19 protein-coding genes are annotated in these 23,777 nt (G+C 31.0%); 8 read left to right on the plus strand and 11 right to left on the minus strand.

The features are described 5' to 3' along the window. Nucleotides 1-107 precede the first annotated feature (107 nt). The 5 genes from GQR92_RS02180 to GQR92_RS17885 form a co-directional block, all read right to left on the minus strand. On the minus strand, nucleotides 108-1,991 hold the full coding sequence (locus GQR92_RS02180; RefSeq protein WP_158837588.1) for a monovalent cation:proton antiporter-2 (CPA2) family protein: 1,884 nt from the start codon (nucleotides 1,989-1,991) through the stop codon (nucleotides 108-110). A gap of 3 nt (nucleotides 1,992-1,994) precedes the next feature. Beyond that, entirely contained in the window at nucleotides 1,995-2,591 is a 597-nt protein-coding gene (locus GQR92_RS02185) for an NAD(P)H-dependent oxidoreductase (protein WP_158837589.1), read from the minus strand. A 271-nt stretch (nucleotides 2,592-2,862) separates the two neighbouring features. After that, the gene (locus tag GQR92_RS02190; RefSeq protein WP_158837590.1) at nucleotides 2,863-3,165 is read right to left on the minus strand and encodes a CBU_0592 family membrane protein; all 303 of its coding nucleotides are present in this window, start codon (nucleotides 3,163-3,165) and stop codon (nucleotides 2,863-2,865) included. Nucleotides 3,166-3,350: 185 nt separating this feature from the next. Next, nucleotides 3,351-3,632: a hypothetical protein gene (locus GQR92_RS17880; protein WP_233269957.1), complete on the minus strand. Its 282-nt coding sequence runs from the start codon at nucleotides 3,630-3,632 to the stop codon at nucleotides 3,351-3,353. 312 nt (nucleotides 3,633-3,944) lie between these two features. Continuing rightward, nucleotides 3,945-4,115: a hypothetical protein gene (locus tag GQR92_RS17885; RefSeq protein WP_233269958.1), complete on the minus strand. Its 171-nt coding sequence runs from the start codon at nucleotides 4,113-4,115 to the stop codon at nucleotides 3,945-3,947. A gap of 200 nt (nucleotides 4,116-4,315) precedes the next feature. Between GQR92_RS17885 and GQR92_RS02200 the strand changes: the two genes are divergently transcribed. The 8 genes from GQR92_RS02200 to GQR92_RS02235 all read left to right on the plus strand — a co-directional run bounded on the left by GQR92_RS02200 (nucleotide 4,316) and on the right by GQR92_RS02235 (nucleotide 16,113). Beyond that, entirely contained in the window at nucleotides 4,316-4,729 is a 414-nt protein-coding gene (locus tag GQR92_RS02200) for an HYC_CC_PP family protein (protein WP_158837591.1), read from the plus strand. A 109-nt stretch (nucleotides 4,730-4,838) separates the two neighbouring features. Continuing rightward, complete coding sequence (locus GQR92_RS02205) at nucleotides 4,839-8,744, plus strand: efflux RND transporter permease subunit (protein ID WP_158837592.1); 3,906 nt, start codon at nucleotides 4,839-4,841, stop codon at nucleotides 8,742-8,744. A 16-nt stretch (nucleotides 8,745-8,760) separates the two neighbouring features. Then, nucleotides 8,761-9,999 (plus strand): TolC family protein, encoded by a 1,239-nt coding sequence (locus tag GQR92_RS02210; RefSeq protein WP_158837593.1) that lies wholly within the window; start codon nucleotides 8,761-8,763, stop codon nucleotides 9,997-9,999. A gap of 2 nt (nucleotides 10,000-10,001) precedes the next feature. Then, nucleotides 10,002-10,568: a helix-turn-helix domain-containing protein gene (locus GQR92_RS02215; protein ID WP_158837594.1), complete on the plus strand. Its 567-nt coding sequence runs from the start codon at nucleotides 10,002-10,004 to the stop codon at nucleotides 10,566-10,568. Between the two features lie 76 nt (nucleotides 10,569-10,644). Next, on the plus strand, nucleotides 10,645-13,404 hold the full coding sequence (locus tag GQR92_RS02220; protein WP_158837595.1) for a heavy metal translocating P-type ATPase: 2,760 nt from the start codon (nucleotides 10,645-10,647) through the stop codon (nucleotides 13,402-13,404). 18 nt (nucleotides 13,405-13,422) lie between these two features. Further along, on the plus strand, nucleotides 13,423-13,917 hold the full coding sequence (locus tag GQR92_RS02225; RefSeq protein WP_158837596.1) for a DUF305 domain-containing protein: 495 nt from the start codon (nucleotides 13,423-13,425) through the stop codon (nucleotides 13,915-13,917). After that, entirely contained in the window at nucleotides 13,907-15,685 is a 1,779-nt protein-coding gene (locus GQR92_RS02230; protein ID WP_158837597.1) for an efflux RND transporter periplasmic adaptor subunit, read from the plus strand. Before GQR92_RS02225 ends, GQR92_RS02230 begins: the two co-directional genes overlap by 11 nt. 35 nt (nucleotides 15,686-15,720) lie before the next feature. Continuing rightward, a complete protein-coding gene (locus GQR92_RS02235) occupies nucleotides 15,721-16,113 on the plus strand; it encodes a heavy-metal-associated domain-containing protein (protein WP_158837598.1) in 393 nt (130 codons plus the stop codon). Nucleotides 16,114-16,207: 94 nt separating this feature from the next. On the opposite strand, the gene GQR92_RS02240 is transcribed toward GQR92_RS02235, so the two are convergent. The 6 genes from GQR92_RS02240 to GQR92_RS02265 all read right to left on the minus strand — a co-directional run bounded on the left by GQR92_RS02240 (nucleotide 16,208) and on the right by GQR92_RS02265 (nucleotide 23,731). After that, nucleotides 16,208-17,404 (minus strand): IS256 family transposase, encoded by a 1,197-nt coding sequence (locus tag GQR92_RS02240; RefSeq protein ID WP_158837599.1) that lies wholly within the window; start codon nucleotides 17,402-17,404, stop codon nucleotides 16,208-16,210. Nucleotides 17,405-17,952: 548 nt separating this feature from the next. Beyond that, complete coding sequence (locus GQR92_RS02245; RefSeq protein ID WP_158837600.1) at nucleotides 17,953-19,254, minus strand: hypothetical protein; 1,302 nt, start codon at nucleotides 19,252-19,254, stop codon at nucleotides 17,953-17,955. A gap of 127 nt (nucleotides 19,255-19,381) precedes the next feature. After that, on the minus strand, nucleotides 19,382-19,525 hold the full coding sequence (locus tag GQR92_RS18140) for a restriction endonuclease subunit S (RefSeq protein ID WP_158841917.1): 144 nt from the start codon (nucleotides 19,523-19,525) through the stop codon (nucleotides 19,382-19,384). After that, nucleotides 19,471-19,854 (minus strand): hypothetical protein, encoded by a 384-nt coding sequence (locus GQR92_RS02255; RefSeq protein ID WP_158837601.1) that lies wholly within the window; start codon nucleotides 19,852-19,854, stop codon nucleotides 19,471-19,473. The genes GQR92_RS18140 and GQR92_RS02255 overlap by 55 nt, the downstream gene beginning before the upstream one ends. Nucleotides 19,855-20,235: 381 nt before the next feature. Further along, nucleotides 20,236-22,080 (minus strand): polysaccharide lyase, encoded by a 1,845-nt coding sequence (locus GQR92_RS02260; protein ID WP_158837602.1) that lies wholly within the window; start codon nucleotides 22,078-22,080, stop codon nucleotides 20,236-20,238. 748 nt (nucleotides 22,081-22,828) lie between these two features. Further along, a complete protein-coding gene (locus tag GQR92_RS02265) occupies nucleotides 22,829-23,731 on the minus strand; it encodes a GTP-binding protein (RefSeq protein ID WP_158837603.1) in 903 nt (300 codons plus the stop codon). Between the last annotated feature and the right edge of the window lie 46 nt (nucleotides 23,732-23,777).

Consider the following 23,777-nt stretch of genomic DNA (forward strand, 5'->3'; position numbering starts at 1 on the left):
TAATTGTTTCTGTTCTATCAGATCCACGTCAACAATATCACTATTGTATATTTTTTTGGGAATCGAAATCAATATTAGTAATGTCTTTTTGCATCGTTTTATTATTATTATTTTACATCCTTTAAAGTTTTTCGAATCAATTCACTATCCCAATGCTTGTCGTATTCTACAATACCTCTTTTAAAATCTTCATTTAAGAATTTTTCTTGCTGTTCTAATTCCTTTTTGGCTTTAAAAATATAATTACCATCTTGTTTCGGTTCAGAAGCTAAACGCCTTAAACTATCCTCATCGTATTTGATAAAGTTTTTAACTTGCCTGCTAATGGTATATTTTCTAAAGCCCATTTTACTCAGCACATCTTTTGCTAAAGTTAACGAAGTTTCTAAAGATTCTCTATATACATTTTCATTACCAAGATTCAATAATTCATACGCATCGTACCTGTTTTTTGTACGAATCATTAATTCTACATGTGGATATTTATCTTTAATTATTTTACCAATCGCTTTAGAAACAGACAGTTTATTGGTGGCACAAATAACAATTTTGGCTTCTGCAATACCTGCAGATTCTAATAAATCGAGACGAGTTGCATCACCATAATACACTTCAAAGCCCATTTTTCTAAGAAAATCTACACGATTAGAATCGTGATCTAAAATGGTAGCTTCTACCCCATGCGAACGTAAAAAACGTCCAATAGTACTTCCAAAGTGCCCAAAACCAACCAATATAATTTTTTGAGATTTTGCAATATGATCCATCGGTCTTTTTACAGATTCTTTGGTACCTATTTTTGGTAGAACAAAACGTTCATTAATAATACCAATAATTGGTGTTATAGACATACTTAGTGCCGTTATTACCAACATCATATCCATTTGATCTTGCTCTAAAATATGGAGTCCAGAGGCAAATGAAAGTAATACAAATGCAAATTCACCAATTTGAGCCAAACTAAATGTAAGTAACAATTTTTGATCTAATTTTAAGTTAAAAATGCGTCCTGTAATAAATAAAACAAGGGCTTTTATGATAATAATGGCAATTAAAATTCCGCCTATTTTTAACGGATTATTTGCAATTACAAGAAAGTTAATAGAAGCACCTACAGCCATAAAAAACAACCCTAAAAGTAAATTTTTAAAAGGTTCTAATGTACTTTCTAATTCGTGTTTAAATTCACTGTTAGATAATACAACACCTCCTAAGAAAGCTCCTAAAGCAGGACTTATCCCTACAAATTCCATTAAAAATGAAATTCCGAATACAATTAAAAAAGCCGCAGCAATTAATAGTTCTCGTACGCCTGTTTTTGCCACTTTACGTAACATAGGTACAATTAGATAGTTACCCGCGACTATAATTAAAACTACGGATAAAATAATAGCCAAGGTTTGTAACCCCATTGGAAGTTGATCTAATAAATTAGCACTTTCACTATGTGCTTCTGTGGATACATTTGCATCTGTATTGGCTAAAAGCGGAATAAAGCCTAACATGAAAATAACAATAATATCTTGAAACAATAAAATAGAAAATGAAGACGTACCAAAGTTTGTTTTCATTAATCCTTTTTCTTTTATCGTTTGCATAGCAATGGCTGTAGATGATAAGGCAACAGCCATAGAAATTACCAAAGCTACTTTCCACTCAAACCCCAATAGCGTAAACAAAAAATAAGAGAGTAACATGGTGCCACCTACTTGTATACCTCCCATACCTACAATGGTTTTTCGCATTTTCCAGAAATTTTTGGGTTCAATTTCTAATCCTATTAAGAAAAGCATCATTACCACTCCAAATTCTGCAAAGTGTAAAATATCTTCCCCTTCATTTCCTATAAATCCTAGAACATAAGGACCTATTAAAACACCCGCTAATAAATAGCCAATCACAGAACTTAGTCCGAATCGTTTTGCTATAGAAACACAAATAATGGCTCCTGCTAAAAATATAATGGCTTGAAAAAGTAAACTTCCTGTCATTTGTTATGATGTTTTTAGTGCTGGAATATCATTTAAAAAAGTACGATCCATACAGTTTTCTATAGTAAAACCTTGCTGTAATAAATCTATTAACTTACTATATTGATTTGCATAGTCTGCCAAAGCTTCCTTATTTAAGTTATGAGTTCCCATAACTGCAAATGGCGGTAAATAACTCATACCACAAGAGTTTGCGGTTTGCTCAAAAGGTCTTAAAAACTGATTTACGGTAAAACTATTGGTTCCTTTAGAACAATAAACTTCTTTAGAGCCACCAGTGGTAATTACATTTAAGCAAATTTTATCTTGCAAGGCATTGGCATCTGGCCCATAAGCCCAACCAAATTCTAAAACCATATCAATCCACTGTTTCATTAAAGGCGGACAACTAAACCAGTAAAAAGGATGATGCCAAATAATAACATCATGCTCTTTTAATAATTCTTTCTCTTTAGCTACATCAATATGAAAATCTGGGTAACGTTCATATAAATCAACAAAGGTTACTCCTTCTTTATCTTTAATTTGATCTACCAAAATGGTGTTGGCTCTCGATTTTTCAAACTTCGGATGTGAAAACAGAATTAATATTTTTTTCATGTGGTAAATTTAGCTGAAAATAAATAAGCGAATAAAATTAATAACAAAATAACAAAATAACAAATCACTTAAAAACAACTGAAAATGAAGATATTAAAAACACAACACCTGTTTAAATCGTTTAGACAACCGATTATTTTTTTTTAAAACATTGTTATAAAAGAAAGTTTATAAGTTACAAAACTATAAGATTACACTTAACTTTACCTATTTAAAACACAAAAGACAACCAAATGGTTGCCTTTTAAATATATATAGCAGAAGAAGGTTTCTAAATTACTTTATGATGATTAAAACTACGCTCTTTTCTTTTGGTTCTGTATAAAGTAAAGGTTGCCATTACACTCCATATTAAATTAGAAACAAAAGACGGTATGGCGTTATAATAATAACAATTAATGGATATTAAAAGGGCTCCAAATAAATTTAAATATTTAGAATAATTTACATATTTATTGTTTTCTACGAGTGTTAACCCGTAAGCAAGAATTAAAAAGCCCGATCCAGACCATCCTAATACATCAATTACAATTTCATTTCTTTTAATTTTTATCAATAATTGTGATTGTAACATGCCGCAAATTTGCAGCAATACAATAAATATTTTATGATAAAAAAGCAGCTATAAATGGTAATTTTTAGCCATTAAATAAAAGTGGTTTAAAACTTATTTCTAAATTCTTTAGGTGTAATAGTTTGATGTTTTTTAAAAAATTTTACAAAATTAGTAGGTTCCTCAAAACCCAGTGTATATCCTATTTATTTTACACTATCAGTGGTATGTACAAGCAATCGTTTGGCTTCTAATAAGATTCTGGCACCTATCATTTGTTTTGGTGTAATTGCCATTATTTTTAAAGTTGCACTACTTAAACGCTTTTGAGTAACATTTAATTGAAATGTATATTTGCTAACCGATTTTTGTTCTTTAAAATGTTTATCTAGCAAGTCTCTAAAGTTAATAACATTCTCTAAATCAGCTCCTTTATTAATTTGTGTGCTGTTTTGATTTTGTCGCTCTCTTTCTGATAAAAGTAACAAATTTTGTAAATAATTTCTAAGAATATCCGATTGATAATTGTCGGGGTTAGTTGCTAACTCTTTTTGCTATTAAGTCAAAAAAACTACTAAAAACAGGTATTAAATCGTTTACTTCAATGGTAGAGATTGTATGTAAATCATTAAAAAGCATACTACTTCTTAAAAACTTAGTATCATAATCCGTTTTACAAAAAAAGTTATCTGTAAATAAAAGCGCAATGCCTTCTATAGGCTCTAAAGCATCAAAACATTGTACGCTATTTTTATCAACGAATAAGATAGAATTTGGTTGTATTTTAATAGGATTAAAATCTACGATATGTGTAGGGCTTCCTTTTTTAAACCATATAATTTGATAGAATCTGCTCTGTGAGGTATCGTTAAATCATCAAAATAATTGGTATATAATTCTGCTAAGTTTACAAGCTCAAATTCATAAGGTAATCCTTTTTTAAAAACATATTTTTTAATTTCCGAAATCACTTTTTAAATCATTAATTACGATAACAAATGTATGTTATTTTGAATCAAAAAAAAGAATTGTTTTTTGTTAATAGAACCAATATTAGAGAGACTTACCATAAATCTAAAATTTAATTTTAGTATCTTAAATTTAAAAAAGATATTTAATTAACACAATTTTAAATACTTCTTAGAAATAATTCTTAAATTTGTATTTAATTATGAAACAAGTATTCCATAAAATAATGTCTTTTGTTATGGCAATTGTAGTGTTATTCTCTACAATGTCTTTCACTTTAAGCATGCATTATTGTGGCGAAACTTTAGTAGAAACTGCTATGTTTCATAAAGCAGAAGGTTGCGGTATGGAAATGCAAAAACCTGCCACTGAAGATTGTGTAATTACAAAAAAGGATTGCTGTAATGATGAGCAAGTAGTTGTGGAAGGTCAAGATGAATTACAACTTCAAACAGACACTATTTCTTTTGAACAACAACTTTTTATTGCATCATTTGTTTATACATATATCAACCTTTTTGAAGGTTTAGAAAACAATGTATCTTCATACGAAGCCTATCAACCACCTCTCATAGACAAGCAACTCTTTAAGCTTGACGAGACGTATTTAATCTGATTTTTTTAACAATAGACTGTATTGTCCAATGATTCACTTCATTTGGATGATTTCTTGTATTCGATGTTTTTCTAACATCACTTTCTAATTGTTTTAAATATCAGGCTTTATGCTAAATAAGATTATTAAATATTTAATAGAGAATAAAATCGTATCGGTTTTATTATTGGTCCTTTTTATTGGATGGGGAACTGTAAACGCTCCTTTTAATTGGGATACTGGCTTTTTACCAAGTAATCCTGTGGCTGTAGATGCCATTCCAGATATTGGCGAAAATCAACAAATTGTATTCACAAAATGGGATGGTCGTTCTCCACAAGATATTGAAAATCAAATAACCTATCCTTTAACAACCACTTTACTCGGTATTCCTGGAGTAAAAACCATTCGTAGTTCATCGATGTTTGGTTTCTCTAGTATTTACATCATTTTTGAAGAAGACATTGAGTTTTATTGGAGCAGAAGTCGAATTTTAGAAAAACTAAACTCCTTACCTAGCAATTTATTACCAGAAGGAATAAATCCTGCTTTAGGGCCAGATGCTACAGGTTTAGGACAGATTTATTGGTATACTTTAGAAGGACGTGATACCGACGGAAACGTTACTGGTGGTTGGGATTTACAAGAATTACGCAGCATACAAGATTACTATGTAAAATACGGTTTATCCTCTGCAAGTGGTGTATCCGAAGTGGCTTCTATTGGTGGTTATGTACAAGAATATCAAATTGATGTGAACCCAGAATTGATGCGTCAATACAACATTGGATTGAATCAAGTTGTAAAAGCGGTTAAAGAAAGCAATAAAGATATTGGAGCACAGACTTTAGAAATTAATAAAGTTGAATATCTAGTTCGTGGTTTAGGCTATGTAAAATCGATTGAAGATATAGAAAATGCAGTCGTTACTTCTAAAGACTTTACGGCTATTAAAATTAAAGACATTGCTAAAGTTTCTTTAGGTCCTGCCGCTAGACGCGGGATACTAGACAAAGAAGGCGCAGAAGTTGTTGGTGGTGTTGTAGTGGCAAGATATGGCGCAAACCCTATGGAAGTCATCACGAATGTAAAAGCCCAAATAGAAGAATTAAAAGGTGGTTTACCTTCTAAAGTTTTAGCAGACGGACGCACCTCTCAATTAACAATCGTTCCTTTTTATGACCGATCAGAATTAATTGCAGAAACTTTAGACACACTTAGTGAAGCATTGACTCTTGAAATATTAATTACCATTTTGGTGATTATTGTGATGGTCTTTAATTTAAGAGCTTCTATTTTAATTTCTGGCTTGTTACCTGTGGCTATTTTAATGGTGTTTGTAACCATGAAACTCTTTAATGTGGATGCCAATATTGTGGCATTATCTGGTATTGCCATCGCTATTGGAACCATGGTTGATGTTGGCGTCATACTCGCCGAAAATATGATTCGCCATCTCGATGAGGAAAGTGAAAAGTGGAAAGTGAAGAGTGAAAAGGTAAAAGTGGAAAGTGAAAATGAACGAGATAATGTTATTCCGACAGAGCGAGGTACGAGCGACGAGGAATCTTATAACAACAAACTATCCATAAACGAAGTTATTTACAACGCTACTTCAGAAGTTTCTGGCGCTATTTTAACTGCTGTTTTAACAACTATTATCAGTTTTGTGCCTGTATTTACAATGATTGGTGCCGAGGGTAAATTGTTTAGACCTTTGGCGTTTACAAAAACAATGGCGTTATCAGCTTCTTTAGTGATTGCTTTGTTTATAATTCCTCCATTTGCTGCTTTTTTATTCCGTAAAACAACGCTAAAAAACTCATTTAAATACATTGTAAGTGGTATTTTAATTGTTGCAGGAATTGTAATTATTATCAGCGGATTTTGGTTAGGAACTATTTTAGTCGCCTTCGGAATTTTGTCTTTATCGAGTTTGTATTATAATAAAACTGAAATTAACTTTTCTTTTTTCACTTTTCATTTTTCGCTTTCTAAAAACTTTGTAAATATCATTATTTCATCAATTGCCATTGTATTTCTCTTAGCCGAATATTGGAGACCTTTAGGTTTTAATCGCAGCATCTTTATCAACCTTATTTTTGTAGCTATTATTTGCTTCGGAATTTTAGGAATATTCTCTGTTTTTAGAAAATATTACGGACAAATTTTACAATGGGCTTTGGCCAACAAAATGTTGTTTTTAATGGTTCCAATAACAGTTCTTATTTCTGGAATATACATTATGAAAAACACAGGAAAAGAATTTATGCCTTCTTTAAATGAAGGTTCTTTCCTACTAATGCCTACTTCTCTTCCGCATGCTGGAGTTGAAGAAAACAAACGTGTGTTACAGCAATTAGATATGGCGGTTGCTACCATTCCAGAAATTAAAACAGTGGTTGGTAAAGCTGGTAGAACAGAATCTTCTTTAGATCCTGCTCCTTTGTCGATGTATGAAAACATGATTCAGTATAAATCGGAATACATGCGTAATTCCGAAGGAAAAAGACAACGTTATAAAGTGAATGCCGATGGTTTGTTTGAGTTAAAAACGAATGTCATTCCGACAGAGCGAGGAACGAGCGACGAGGAATCTCATAATCTTGCTAATAACAACAAAACAAAACGTTTTATTACTTCAGGAACATCCGTTGAAAACGCTCAATTAATAGAAGACAACGACGGAGAATTCTATAGAAACTGGCGACCAGAAATTAAAAATCCAGATGATATTTGGAAAGAAATCATTAAAGTTACCAAGTTACCTGGTGTTACTTCTGCACCGAAATTACAGCCCATAGAAACGCGATTGATAATGTTACAAACAGGTATGCGTGCACCCATGGGAATTAAAGTAAAAGGACAAGATTTAAAACAAATTGAAGCTTTTGGGTTGCAATTAGAAAGTCTTTTAAAACAAGCTGAAGGTGTTAAAGTAGAAGCTGTTTTTGCGGATAGAATTGTTGGGAAACCTTATTTATTAATTGATATTGATAGAGAAAAAATAGCACGCTATGGCATTTCTATAGAGGATGTACAAAGTATACTAAAAGTTGCTATTGGTGGTATGGCTTTAACTCAAACGGTTGAAGGCCGAGAACGTTACGACGTTCGCGTACGTTATCCTAGAGAATTACGTGGCAATCCAGAAGATATCAAAGACATTTATATTCCTGTAGAAAAAGGGAATCCTGTGCCATTAAGTGAATTAGCAACTATTAAATATGAACAAGGTCCGCAAGTGATTAAAAGTGAAGATACTTTTTTAGTGGGTTATGTTTTGTTTGATAAAATAGATGGTTTTGCAGAAGTAGATGTGGTAGAAAATGCGCAAGCTTTATTTCAACAAAAAATAGATTCAGGGGAATTAACGGTTCCTAAAGGCATCAGTTATAAATTTACGGGTACTTATGAGAACCAATTGCGAGCAGAAAAAACACTAGCAGTTGTTGTGCCTTTAGCATTGGCTATTATTTTCTTGATACTGTATTTTCAGTTTAAATCGGTAACCACTTCTTTAATGGTATTTACCGGAATTGCAGTTGCATTTGCCGGTGGTTTTATTATGATTTGGTTATACGGACAAGATTGGTTCTTCAATTTCAGTTTCTTTGGCGAGAATATGCGAGATCTTTTCAATATGAAAACCATCAATTTAAGTGTGGCCGTTTGGGTTGGTTTTATTGCCTTATTTGGAATTGCAACAGACGACGGAGTTGTCATGGCAACCTATTTAACGCAAACTTTTGATCGTGAAAAACCATCAGATAAAATGAGCATTAGAGTTGCTGCTTTAGAGGCTGCTAAGAAACGTATTCGTCCGTGTTTAATGACAACTGTAACTACTATTTTGGCATTATTACCTGTTTTAACATCCACAGGAAAAGGAAGCGATATTATGATTCCGATGGCAATACCGATTTTTGGAGGAATGGTTATTGACATTACCTCCTACTTTATCGTGCCGGTTTTATATAGCTGGAGAGAAGAGGTTCTTTTAAAAAGAATAATGAAAAAAGAGAATAGAAAATAGACTTAAAAAACAAACCATGAAAAATAATAATTATATCGTACAGAAAGTAGTCTTGCTTCTTGGTTCTTTATTCTTTGCTCTACAAGGAAATTCTCAAGAACTAGAAACTTACATTAATAAGGCTTTAGAAAATAATCCTGAAATTCAGAAATTCGAGTTACAGTATCGGATTGCTTCCGAAAAAGTAAATGAGGTAAACACCTTACCAAACACCGAATTTAGTGCAGGTTATTTTGTGTTAGAACCAGAAACACGAACAGGAACGCAACGTTTTAAAGTATCGGCAAAACAAATGTTGCCTTGGTTTGGAACCATTACTTCTCGTGAAAATTATGCGAGTTCTTTGGCAGATACCAAGTACGAAGACATTGTAATCGCCAAACGAAAACTGATGGTTTCCGTATCTCAATCGTATTATAAATTATATGTAAACAAAGCCAAACAAGCTATTTTAGTTAAAAACAGCAAACTGCTTAAAACTTATGAAACATTGGCATTAACATCGATTGAAGTCGGTAAAGCTTCTGCAGTAGATGTTTTAAGATTGCAAATGCGTCAGAATGAATTAGAACAACTCAAATTGGTTTTAGAACAACAGTATTTAGCAGAACAAACCGCTTTTAATAAGCTTTTAAATAGAGAAAATACTATTAAAATTGATGTTGTTGATGCGTTAATAATGCCTTCCGAAGATTTTGAAATCAATACTAAAAACCTTGCTTTGCATCCCGAATTGTTGAAATACGACAAACTGTTTCAATCTGTAGCACAATCCGAATTAATGAATCAAAAAGAAAGTCACCCTTCCTTTGGTTTTGGGTTCGATTATATCAATATTAATGCAGGACCTGACATCACTTTTAGTGAAAAAGGTAAAGATATTTTGATGCCAACTGTGTCGTTATCTATTTCGCTTTTTAATAAGAAATATAAATCGAAAACCAAGCAAAACGAGTTGCAACAACAAGAAATTGAAGCACAGAAACAAGAACGTTTAAATACTTTAGAAACGCTATTAGACAAGGCTGTAACCGATCGAGTTTCTGCAAGCATTACGTATAGAACACAAGTTAAAAATATACAGCAAGCCAAAGATGCAGAAGATATTTTAATTAGAAGTTATGAAACCGGAACCATTGATTTTAATGATGTTTTAGACATTCAAGAATTGCAATTAAAGTTTCAAATGAATCAGATTGAATCGATCTATAATTACTACATTCAAACAACAAGTATTAACTATTTAATTCAGTAAAAATGGGACATACATTACTTATAAAAAATATGGTTTGTGCCAGATGTAAATCAACTATTATAGAATTATTGGAGCGTCATGGTTTAGATATTGAATCCATCGAATTAGGAAAAGTGGTTGTAAAACAAGAGTTGAAAAATAATTATGATGCGATTAAAAATAGACTTAAAGATTTAGGTTTCGAATTGATTGAAGATGAAGTTAAAGTTTTAATAGAGCGAGTTAAACTAACTGTAATTCAATGTATTTCAGAAAACAATTCTCATCATATTATTTCAAAAATAACAAAAGAGATTGGCAAGAATGATTCGGCTATAAGTAAACTTTTTAGCAAATCGGAAGGGATTACACTAGAAAAATACATCATCAATTTAAAAATTGAAAAGGTAAAAGAATACATTCAATTAAATCAATTAAATCAATTAAACTTTTCTGAAATAGCATACAACCTCAATTATAATACTAGTAGTCATTTAGCAAAACAGTTTAAATCGGTAACAGGAATGTCTATGTCTGAATATAAAAAATCACAAGATTGGGACCGGAAAGAATTAGACCAAATTGTATAAAATATAACCAGAATTAGAAAAACTTATGCTTTAAAACAGCGATACATTTGTTACTAAAATATAAAGAACACATAAAATGAAACATACATATCACATACACGGAATGACTTGTAACGGTTGCCGTGGACACGTTGAAGAAACTCTTTCTAAAGTTAAAGGTGTTTCTAAAGCTATAGTTAATTTAGAAAAAGCAGAAGCTACTATAGAAATGGATTCTCATATTTCTTTAGAAACCTTCCAAGAAGCATTAAAAAACGATGGAAACAGGTATAGTATTCATAAGTTAGGCGATCATAAATATACCGAGAAGGAAGTTTCCACTTCCGCAGAAAACGAAATGAAACATACCTATCACATACATGGAATGACTTGTAATGGTTGTCTTGGACACGTTGAAGATATTCTTTCAAAAGTAAATGGTGTTTCTAAAGCAACTGTAGATTTAGAAAAAGCAGAAGCTACCATAGAAATGGATTCTCATATTTCTTTAGAAACCTTCCAAGACGCATTAAAAAAGGATAGTGATACTTATAGTATTCATAAGTTAGGAGAGCATCACCGTATAAAAGAGGTTAAAAAAGAGCTTCCAAAAGGAAAAGGAACCGGTGTATTTTATTGTCCGATGCATTGCGAAGACGATAAAACGTATGACAAAGCGGGAGATTGTCCTGTTTGCGGAATGGATTTAGTTGAAGAGCAAAATTTATCCATTAACACCACAGAACAATGGACTTGCCCAATGCATCCTGAAGTTGTAAAAGATGAAGCAGGTTCTTGTCCTATTTGCGGTATGGATTTAATACCTATGAAACCAGATCTTTCTGCAGAAGAGAAAACCTATAATAAGATACTAAAAAAGTTTTGGATTGCAGTGGCATTCACATTACCAATATTTTTTATTGCGATGAGTGAAATGATTCCGAACAATCCATTATACACTATTTTAGAGCAAAAACAATGGAATTGGATTCAGTTTGCATTGTCTTTTCCTGTGGTTTTTTATGCCACTTGGATGTTTTTTGAACGTGCTTACAGAAGTATCAAAACGTGGAACCTGAATATGTTTACACTTATCGGAATTGGTGCAGGTGTATCTTGGTTATTTTCGGTATTCGGACTATTTTTTCCGGATGTTTTTCCTGCGCAATTTAAAACAGAATCAGGCGCTGTACATGTTTATTTTGAAGCAGCAACGGTTATTTTAACATTGGTGCTTTTAGGTCAATTATTAGAAGCGCGTGCGCATAGCAAAACAAATTCAGCCGTAAAAGAATTGCTAAAACTAGCGCCTAATAAGGCGATAAAAATAGTAGATGGAGAAGATGTAGCAGTCAGTATTGATAAAATTGAATTACACGATATTCTAAAAGTAAAACCAGGAGATAAAATTCCTGTAGATGGAATTATAACTGAAGGAAATACCACTATCGACGAATCTATGATTTCTGGAGAACCGATTCCTGTAGATCGCTCAGTAGGCGATAAAGTAAGTGGCGGAACCATTAATGGAAATCAAGTTTTTTTAATGAAAGCAGAGAAAATTGGTAGCGATACCCTACTCTCTCAAATTATTAAAATGGTAAATGATGCGAGTAGAAGTCGTGCACCCATTCAGAATTTAACCGATAAAGTCTCTGGTTATTTTGTCCCAGTTGTCGTTTTTATTTCAGTAATCACTTTTGGAATTTGGGCCATTTGGGGGCCAGAACCTGTTTATGTTTATGCCTTTGTAAATGCTATTGCGGTGTTAATAATTGCTTGTCCTTGTGCCCTAGGACTCGCCACACCAATGTCTATAATGGTTGGCGTTGGTAAAGGCGCACAAAATGGTGTATTGGTTAAAAATGCCGAAGCACTAGAAAGAATGGCAAAAGTAGACACCTTAATTATTGATAAAACAGGAACTATTACCGAAGGAAAACCTACGGTAGAAAAAGCAACTGCTTTCAATACCATTTTAAGTGATAAAGAAGTGTTACAATATATTGTGTCTTTAAATTCTAATAGCGAGCATCCTTTAGCCGAAGCCACAGTAAAATATGGTAAAGCTAAAAATACTGAAATTCTAAAATCGGAAGAATTTAGTGCCATTACAGGAAAAGGTGTTGAAGCTACTATTAACAATAAGAAAGTGGCCTTAGGAAACCCTAGAATGATGGTTTATGCCCATGCAGAAATCACTTCTAAAATGGAAGAAGAAGTTAAAGCCTATCAAAAACAAGGTAAAACGGCTTCCTATTTATCAGTAGATAAAAAAGTTGTTGGTTATGTGGTTATTGGTGATAAAATAAAGGCAACCAGTGCAAAAGCAATTAAATACCTACAAGATAAAGGGATTGCAGTTATTATGCTTACTGGTGATAATCACGATACGGCACAAGCAGTAGCGTCAGAACTTCATCTTGCCGATTTTAAAGCAAGTATGTTGCCTGAAAACAAACTAGAAGAAGTGACTAAATTACAAGAGCAAGGAAAAGTAGTTGCGATGGCCGGAGACGGAATTAATGACGCACCTGCATTGGCTAAAAGTGATGTTGGTATTGCCATGGGAACAGGAACAGATGTAGCCATAGAAAGTGCAATGATTACTTTGGTTAAAGGTGATTTACATGGTATTGTAAAAGCACAACATTTAAGTGAAGCTGTTATGAAAAACATCAAACAGAACTTGTTTTTCGCCTTGTTTTATAACACTATTGGAATACCAATTGCAGCAGGTGTTTTGTTTCCATTTTTCGGTATTTTATTATCACCAATGATTGCTGCTTTAGCCATGAGTTTTAGTTCGGTTTCTGTAATTGCAAATGCCTTACGTTTAAAAAATATTAAAGTTTAACTATAAAATTAAATTCAAATGGAAAATTCAAATCAACATTCAAACAAACATAACGGAATGAGTAATTACACAAAATTCTTTTTAATGTTAGGGCTATCTTTTATAGCAATGTACATTACAATGTATTTAAATACGTATGAGTTTGACCACGTGTATTTTAGTTTAACTCGTTTTTATATGTCTTGTTTAGGTATTTCAACTATGGCAGTTGTAATGTGGTTTTTTATGCGAAACATGTATCAAAACAAAAAGAAAAACATAATTATTTTATTAGGTAGCTTGGTGCTTTTTTTAGGTGCTTTAGGGTTAGTGCGTAACCAAAAATCTACAGTTGATGATGTTCTTTGGATGAAAGCAATGATTCCACACCATTCAATTGCAATTTTAACAAGTGAGCGAGCAGACATTAAAGATCCAGCAGTTAGAAAATTAGCAGATGATATTATTAAAGCACAGAAAAAAGAAATTGAAGAAATGAAAACGATGATTAAACGATTAGAAAATGAAAAATAAAAATATAGTAATTTATTTAGGAATACTTGCTTTTGGGTTGATATTAGGGTATTTTTTCTTTGGAAACTCTTCTAACAAAACAACTCATAAACATACAGAAGCTACAGAAACAAATCAAATGTGGACTTGCTCAATGCATCCTCAAATTATGCAACCAGAGGCTGGAGATTGCCCTATTTGCGGAATGGATTTAATTCCTGCTGCAAGCAGTGCAAAAGGATTATTATCAGATCAATTTAAGCTTTCTAAAAACGCGATGGCTTTGGCCAATATTCAAACATCAATAGTAGGCAAAAATGTTTCTAATGAAGATTTTGGTGTTGTTTTATCAGGAAAAATTACCGAGAATGAGGATGAAACAGCAACAATGCCTGCCCATTTTAATGGTCGGGTAGAAAAATTGTTTGTAAATTCTTTAGGAGAACGTGTTAAAAAAGGACAAGCAGTTGCTCAAATTTACTCACCTGAATTGATTGCAGCACAGCAAGAATTAATTACAGCTTATAAATTAAAAGCATCGCAACCACAATTGTATAATGCCGTTAATAACAAGTTTAAAAATTGGATGATCCATGGTAAGCAATTAGAGGAAGTGGAACAAACCGGACATGTAAAAAATAGCTTCACCATTTATTCGCATGTTTCTGGAGTGGTTACCGAAATCGCTATAAATGTAGGTTCTCATATTATGGATGGAAAACCAATTTTTAAGGTTTCAAATCTAAATACTGTTTGGGCAAATTTTGATATCTATGAACATCAAATTAGTCAATTTAAAAAAGGTCAGGATATTGTGGTAACAACTAAGGCATATTCTAATAAAGAATTTAAAGGAAAGGTCGATTTTATTGATCCTATTTTAGATAGTAAAACAAGAACGGTAAAATTAAGAGTTGTACTAAATAATAAAAACGAACTTTTTAAACCAGGCATGTTTGTGGAAGGTAAAATTAAAGCAGTTGATTCTTCTGATAAAAAAGAAGTATTAACCATACCTTCTTCGGCTGTTTTATGGACAGGAAAACGCTCTGTAGTCTATCTAAAAACAACCCCCAATGAACCTCTTTTTGAAATGCGTGAAATTACTGTAGGGAAACAAATAGGTGAAAATTATCAGGTTTTAGAAGGGCTAAATAATGGTGATGAAATTGTAACCAACGGAACCTTTACTGTAGATGCTGCTGCCCAATTACAAGGCAAAAAATCGATGATGAATAAAAAAGGAGGTAAAGTAATGACGGGGCATGAAGGTCATTTAGGTATGAATAATAACTCTTCCGAGGTTAAAAAACCTTTAAATAAAAATGAAAGAATAAAGGTCTCTAAGGAATTTAAAAACCAATTGCAGGTCGTTTTTAATGATTATATTAAAATAAAAAATGCGTTAGCAATAAATGACATTAAAGAACTTAAAAATCAATCTAAATTATTATTAAAAAATGTAACTAACGTTGATATGAAGTTGTTAAATGATAAAAAAGCACACCAACATTGGATGTCATCAGAAAAAGAAATAAAAGCAATGGCTAATTTAATGTTAAATACTGCAGATATAACAATGCAAAGAACTTACTTTAAGCATTTATCATCTAAAATGATAAATATTTTAGAAGTTTTTGGCGTTAATAAAGAAGTATATCTTTTATTTTGCCCAATGTCTGATAATAATAAAGGTGCTTATTGGTTAAGTACAACAGAAAAAGTAGTAAACCCTTATTTTGGTGGTGCTATGTTAACTTGCGGAGAAGTAAAACAAGTAATAAAATAATAAAAAATTAAATACTAATAATTAAATCTAAATCAATGAAAAAAGTAATTTTAAGTTTAGCTATTATAGCTACAGTCGGTTTTACAAGCTGTAAAAACGAAACCAAACAAAAAACAAATACTACAGAAGTTTCTAAAGAAGTAGCAAATGCTACGCTAACTTTTGGAGTTAGAGGAAACTGTGGAATGTGTAAAAGCACCATTGAAAAAGCTGCCAATGCTGTAGAAGGTGTTGCCAATGCTAATTGGAGTATTGATAAAAAGAAAATAGAAGTATCTTTTGATGATGCAAAAACAGATGCTACTGCCATTCATAAAGCTATTGCAGCTTCTGGTTATGATACAGAAAAAGAATCTGGAAGCGAAGACGCATATAAAGGTTTGCCTGCTTGTTGCCAATATGATCACGAAATGGCAATGAATCAATAAAATTGATTCTATAAAAAGCGTAAAAAACCTATCAATATAAATGATGACACTATCCTAAAAACTGTGTAAGTTCAAAAAATCAGGGTTAACTTATTTATAGTTTAATTCTGTTTTCAAATATAGCTAAAAATTGGTTTAGAATAATTCCCCAATTTCTAATTGGCATTTTCCATTTTTTAGTGCTTTCTCTTACTGCTAAATATACAGATTTCATCACTGCATCATCAGTTGGAAAAGAGAGTTTATTTTTGGTGTATTTTCTAATTTTTCCGTTTAGATTTTCTATTAAATTTGTGGTATAAATAATAGTTCTAATTTCCACTGGAAAATCAAAGAATACGGTAAGTTCATCCCAGTTATTCTCCCAACTTCTAATGGCGTAAGAATATTTAGATTCCCATTTGGTTTTAAAGTCTTTTAAGGCAGCTCTTGCAGCTTCTTTTGTTGGAGCTGTATAGATTTGTTTCATATCTTTTGTAAAGGCTTTTTTATCTTTCCAAACAACATAGCGACAAGAGTTTCTAATTTGATGAACTACACAAATTTGAGTAGTTGAATTCGGGAAAATGGTTTTTATAGTGTCTGTAAAACCGTTTAAATTATCGGTTGCAGTAATCAGTATATCTTGAGTTCCTCTGGCTTTTATATCAGTTAAAACACTCATCCAGAAAGCAGAAGATTCATTTTTACCCAACCACAAACCTAAAACTTCTTTTTTGCCATCTGTTCTAAGCCCAACAGCAATGTAAATGGTTTTGTTAATTACTTTAGAGTTTTCTCGTACTTTAAAAACAATTCCATCCATCCAAACAATTAAATAAGTAGTCTCTAATGGTCTATTTTTCCAAGCGATAACATCAGTGGTGATAGCGTCAGTTATTCTTGAAATTGTGGAAGTAGATACATTAAAATTATAGAGTTCTCGGATTTGTTCTTCGATATCAATATTGCTCATCCCTTTGGCATACAATGAGATAATAACATTTTCGACACCATCCGCAGTACTTTGTCTTTTCTTTATAATCATTGGATTAAAAGAACTATTACGATCTCTTGGCACTTGTATTTCTGTCTCCCCTAAAGTAGTTTTTAGCTTCTTTTTAGTGTAGCCATTTCGTAAGTTATTTGCTTTACTTTTTTGATCTTTATCATAATCTAAATGAGCATCGAGTTCGCCTTCTAAAATCTTTTCAACTCCTCGTTTGTGAAGTTGTTCGATGAAGCTGGTTAGCTCTGATCCGTTGTTAAATTGTTTTAAAAAATCATCGTTTAATAAATCTTCTGGTCTCATAAGTATATAAAATTTAAAGTTAATAAAAATAAAAAACTCAGGATTTGAACAATCCTGAGTTTTTAAAACTTACACACTTTATGAGACAGTGCCTTATATTCATTTATTTTTTTATTTTATATTAATTAAATATTTAAACAATACCAATTAAGGGTACTTTTACATCATTCCATACACATTGCCACTTCACCACTATCGTCGCTTAAGGCAAAGCGTATTCCATTACATTTTTAAAAAAACTTCTAGAAAGAAAAAATCAAAGAAAAATAGTAGTTTAAACTTCTCTTTTACCAAAGCAAAGTAACATAACGCAGAACATTATAGTACATTTTTAATTATGGATTATCCAGTGGATGATTTAGCAACCAAGACAGAACCATCTATTACAGTTACTTTTTTATAGCCTAAACCAATTTTGTTTTATTAGGTTGTTTTCTAGTTGAAGTTCTGATTGTTTACTCATATTCTTTATTGTCATTGCGTTTATTCTCGTCATTGCGATGCACGAAGCAAACTCAAGCAATCTGTTTGTTTTCTTACTTAAATTTTTAATTTATCAAATTTCCAAACAAGAAGTTGGTACTTATACCAAAAATATTTACACTTTTATCAAATGTACCAATGTTTTTATATTGAAATTCAAAATTTATAGTTGGTTTACCTTCATTGTCTTTTAAACTAATTGGTATTCCAACTTTCCAGTTTGTTCTTTTGTATTTACCAAAATTAAATTCTACAGCAGGACTAAAACCAAAATCACCAAATTTTGAAGTGATAAAGAAAAAAGCCGGTTCTAAAATTAAAGAAGTAGTAATAAACTCATCATAACTTGTTACATAAACATCTTCTGTAGTAATGATTAAATTATTGTTTGTTGCAGCAGTTGAAGTTTGAAACTTTTTTGCTGATAAATTATTTACCATTATTGTGTTGTTATTTTTAACATTAACAATGGCTTTAAAAAACATACTTTTTCCACTAGAATAAGCTCTCATATAATTACCAGAAAGAGATGCATTAATATTATAAAATCTGTTTTCTTGATATGTAGTATTTTCATCTGAAGTAATGTTATAAGTTAATCCTCCAAAGGGTGTAAAAACTTCTAAAGAAACCCATCTATTAGAAATAAAATTATACATTTTGTTTTCTTCTAAATAGTCTATTTCTTTTTGTGCTAGTTCTTCATAATCAGTATTATGTTTTTCTTTTAAAACTTTATCATAACATTCTAAATCATCATCAAACTCTCTACTTTCTTTATGTTCTTTTTTAAAATTATTTAGTTTTTCTTTATTATTTTTTACAGCTGCTTTATTATAAGTGTCAAAAAGTTTTTTTCTATTATTATCAATGGCCTCTCGTCGTTTCTTTTTACTGCTAGATGTAAAATCTATAGTACCATTACCTATTAAGGTAACCTTGTAAGTTGCTCCAATATTATCATTTAAAAACTTACCTTCTCCATCAAAAATAGTAGCAAATTTATTTGTTGCTTTAAATTTTAAGGCACCAGAGAAAATCCATTTTAACTTGTCTAATTTTTCTCCTTTTCTAGAATCTATATTAAAACCTAAAGTAATAGATTTATCATCATTATCTAAACCAAAGAAATACTTTTGTAGTGAAAGATCGTTTGAACCACCAAAAGAAGTGCCTACTTTATCTGCAAATAAAAGATTTAACATTTTATCATTAAATAGTAGAGTGTCCTTATCAAAAATTCTATCTAAATTATATTGTTTTACAGGACTTGTATATTGCTCATATACCTGCGCTTTTGTGTTGAAACTAATTACTAAACAGGTTATTAATGTTAGTATTAATAACAAATAATTATTCTTTTTCATTTTAAGTAGGTTTTTTTGGTTAGCTATAAAGATATTCTTTTACTTTGCTTATTTTATACCTACAATTAAGTGTTTTTTTTAACAAACATCTGCTGCAACAATCCTTTTTTTAACCCTTGTGTTTTTTCTATTTGTGGTTTGTACGTTTTCTATTTTTTGTATCTATAGTACTTAAATAATTAGCTGTTTTTTGTTGTTCTTTTAGGGATGGAATTTTTATTTTTTCTTTTGAATAATCCTTAAAATAAATATGTAAAATATTGCTTCCAATTGAATATTTTTAAAATTGATATTATTTAAAACAGAGTATAAAAAATATAAATTAACTTTTATTTTTGGCTTAATTTCGTCTAAAACACTTAAAAAAGAAGACTTTGATTCGCACAATAAAGTTCTTCCAACTCCAGCTCCATCTTTTACAATTGATATAAATTGTTCCTTTTCTCTATAAAAATCTATACTTTTTATAGAGCCAGAAACTCCATATAATTTATAATCTCCAAAATTTTCTTCTATCGCATTTGCAGAAATATTTGATGATTTTTTTGTTGCTATTCTTTCCAACTTCTTCTCTTCCCAATCAGGAAAAACCCGTTTCATTTTGTGAGATTGCTTCGTTATTTGTTCTCGCAATGACGTCTGGTTAAAACGCAATTGCTGACTACACAATTGTTGCATTACTCCTTTTTTGTAGTTTTCTAATAACTGCTTTTTAGTAACGTCTATAAATTAGTGTGATAAACAAGCAATTTATTTTTTGTTTAAAATTAGAGATTTTGAAGGAACAAACAAGAGAAAATTTGATTCCTTTTTTAGAGGTGTAAAAATAATAATTTTGGTATTTATGTATTAACTTATAAGGAGTCTGCTTATACTGAACAATAGTATATAACAGACTCCTATTTATAAATAATACTTGTAAATTAATAAAAACTATTTTTTAATTTTATTAAAGGTCCTAACCACTTTTTAATTAAAAAATTATATTTTAATGATTCGTTTAGTTATTCTGTTAGACTTAGATTCTATAACTAAAATGTAAGTTCCTTTTTTAAGATTACTTATATAAAGTTTGTATGTTTTCTTAGGCGTACTAGGTGATAAAGTTTTTACTAAATTTCCTAAAATATCATAAATTAAAATTTTGGATACATCTGCACTAATATTTGTAAGGTGTAAGATTCCATCTTCAACTGGATTTGGATATATTTTAATTTCTGCTGCACTAGTTTCTTCCAGAGTACTTTTAGAGAATGTAGCTTCTTTATTTAAAGCGATACAACTTGGTGCTATATTGCTATTACTACAGTAAATTGTATGCGTACCAGATTTAGAAACGAGTACTAAATTACCAGCATCTTCTGTAACCCAGTAATCATCATCAAGTCTTGCTACACCAGAACCAGAAATGGTAATATCTGGTTGAGCATTATTAAAATTTGCCGTACTTACATTTCTTAGATCAATATAAGATGAAGGTTGTCCGTTATTTGTATTCATAGAAAAAACATAAAGTCCGTTTGCACCAGGAATCCATTTAATTCTAATTTTTTTTATGTTTGATGAATCTGGACCTCCTGAACCTAAAACATAAATAGTATTAAATGTAATGTTATCATAAGCTGGTAAAGTATTTACCCTTGGCGTGTTAAATTTACAATCTGAAGTAGCATTACCATCACTATCTACTGTAACTTGCACTGTTGATGATTTTGTTGATGCTCCTTTATCATCTATAGCTACAACATTAAAAGTATAAGTTCCTGCAGCTATATTTGATAAAGTATATTTAAAAGGGAACGAGCTATCTTCTCCTAATTTAGCAGCCCCACTATAAAATTCTACCTTACTAATAACACCATCAGCATCATTTGCTAAAGCACTAATTTGTAAATTACTACCCGCATTTACTGGAGTGGTACTAGTTGGAGAAGTTATTGAAACCGTTGGAGATTGATTGTTATTTTCTGTATCCGAAGGCATACCTATTCTAGTTGTAGCTACTTTAAAATCATCAAAATAAGCATAGACATCCTTAGTAGGTTGAAAAGTTTCATCAGAGCCTCCAAAAAAGGAAGACAAATAAAATGAATTTATATGGATATCTTCTTCGCCAACTTGTCTGTAATCTTCAGCATTTGTAATATTTAAGGCTAATTTACCATTTAACCAACCTTTCATTATACCGTCTTTTTTACCTGGTGTATTCAGTTTATAATACATTTCTACATGTTGCCAAGTACCTTTAGTAAACTTAACTTGATCTTCTTGCGGCGCATTATTAGGCTCTATAATAGGGTCTAGTAAGCTCCAATTAATAGATGCTTTGTATCCTGGTCTGGTTGGTTTTGTATTATAATGAACATAAGTTTCTATAAGCCCATTATTACGCCACATTAAACGTAAGGACATGTTTTTTTCTCTAGTTTGATAAGATAAACCTGGTAGTTTTCCGCCCGCTCTAAATTCAAAATCTGATGGAAAATAAATCTTATAACTAAAATATAATTCGTCATGCTCCTTACCATCATTAAAATATACTTTCGTATGAATACCGCTTTCTCCTGTTTTTACTTTTCCCTTTGGATAGTTTACCTTTAAAGAATTGCCTTGATTTTCTAAGCTAACTATAGACACACGTCCTTCATCTGCACCTTTGCAGAAAGAAACTGCTAAGGCCTCTTTTATTTGATCTTGGTTATATAGACCTGTAGTTAAATCATTTAAATTATTTTGGTATACATCTACTGTTTGAGCATTTGCATTTGTTACTGTAAATAGTAACAAACCAATGGTTATTACCGCAATTGAAATTTTTTGTTTCATAATAATTAGTTAAAGTTAGTTGATAGTTATTAGTCTGGTTTTTACTATTTTTAAGTTTGGATTGTAGTTAGGTTATTTGTAAAAAATAGTTTTTAATTTTTTATACCAGTATTTTACAAAAATAATTAATTTCAAATAGAGCTTATGATTTTAGTTTTTTAATTTTTAGATATATACAAAAACTTTACTAAACACCCATTAAGTATCTTTTAATCAACTTATTAATTAATTTTTTTAAAACAAAAAACAATAATATTACTGTATCTACAAATACTATAAAAAAACACGAAACTCGCTAGATAATTTTCTTGTTTAAAATGACCAGTATTTGTCAATCATATCTATATCCAAACTATTTTGAATATAATACTTGTAGTCATAACCTTATGTTTTAAAAGAAATGAAACATTTTCTAGCCATATTTTTTATTAGCAATTTAAATAGTTAAATATAAAATAGGTTATAATTAAGTTTCTTATTATTAGTGTTTTAAAATAGGTTATTAACCATTAATAACTAATTACAGCCACATCCCACTTCTCTCCTATCGTTGTTTTATATCTTATAAAATAAATTTATTGGTTCCGCCAGAGTTTCCTCTTTTGGCTAATTGGTTGCTTCAGATTTCTTCGTTCATCGCAACAAGACTTCGCAATTTCGTTTATAAAAATAGTTTTATAAACAAGCAATTTATTTTTTAAAATTAGAAATTTGGAAGGAACAAACAAGAAAAAAAATGAGTCCTGTTTTACAAGGACAAAATACTTGCATTAATAGCATTATTAAGCACAGAAGGTTCACTACCTGGACCAATACTTAGCAATTTAGAACCCGTTATAGGACTTCCGTTAAAAGGTCTAATATGCACAGTACCATCTGGAGTGCGTTCAAAATACGTGTACTGGGTATTGCCCTTAATTTTAGTACATCCTTTTATTCTAAGAATACTTTTGGGCAATGCAGCACAAATGGTTTCAATACATTTTAAGTTTGGTAAATCTGGTAAATCTACAGAGCAAGAAGCCCAATGTGCTTTTTGATGATCGAGTTCTTTTGATGTATTTTTAGAAGGTAACAATTCTGGAAGTAATAAAGCATCCAAATTATCTATAGTGATTACTTTGGCAAAAGGATTTAGTTTATTTAATTGCGCTATTACGTGCGTTTTTCTATTTTCCGATACGTTTGTATAATGTGTTAAAACTAATAAAGATGAAACCATAATCTGATTTGCTTCTAACTCATTATGTTCTCCTCTTTGTTGCCAGTTTTTAACATCAACCACAGAAATCTGAATTGGCGGTAAAAATCGATCATGAAGTCCCACGCCTAAAAATTCCATTAAAGAACACGCATCTGATGTTCCGTTGGCTTCAATTAACGTAATTCCTTTTTCTCTTTTAGGAATTCTATTTACCGTGTTTCTAAGTTCTACAATACCGCTGCAACAAATACAACTCCCCATTAAAGGTTTTATGCTATTTAAACCTAACTTTTTTGTAAATTGTTGTGCATCTATAGTTGCGTTTTCATAATCGTTAAGAATAACAAACGGATGCCAACCTTTGTTAATATAACTTTCTATTAAATATTTTAGTACTGTAGTTTTACCTGCTCCCAAAAACCCAACAACGGTAATAATAGCTTCCATATTTTTTAGTTCTAATTTAATTCTTTCTAAATATATAACCTTATTT

The organism is Polaribacter sp. L3A8, assembly GCF_009796785.1.
GTDB lineage: Bacteria > Bacteroidota > Bacteroidia > Flavobacteriales > Flavobacteriaceae > Polaribacter.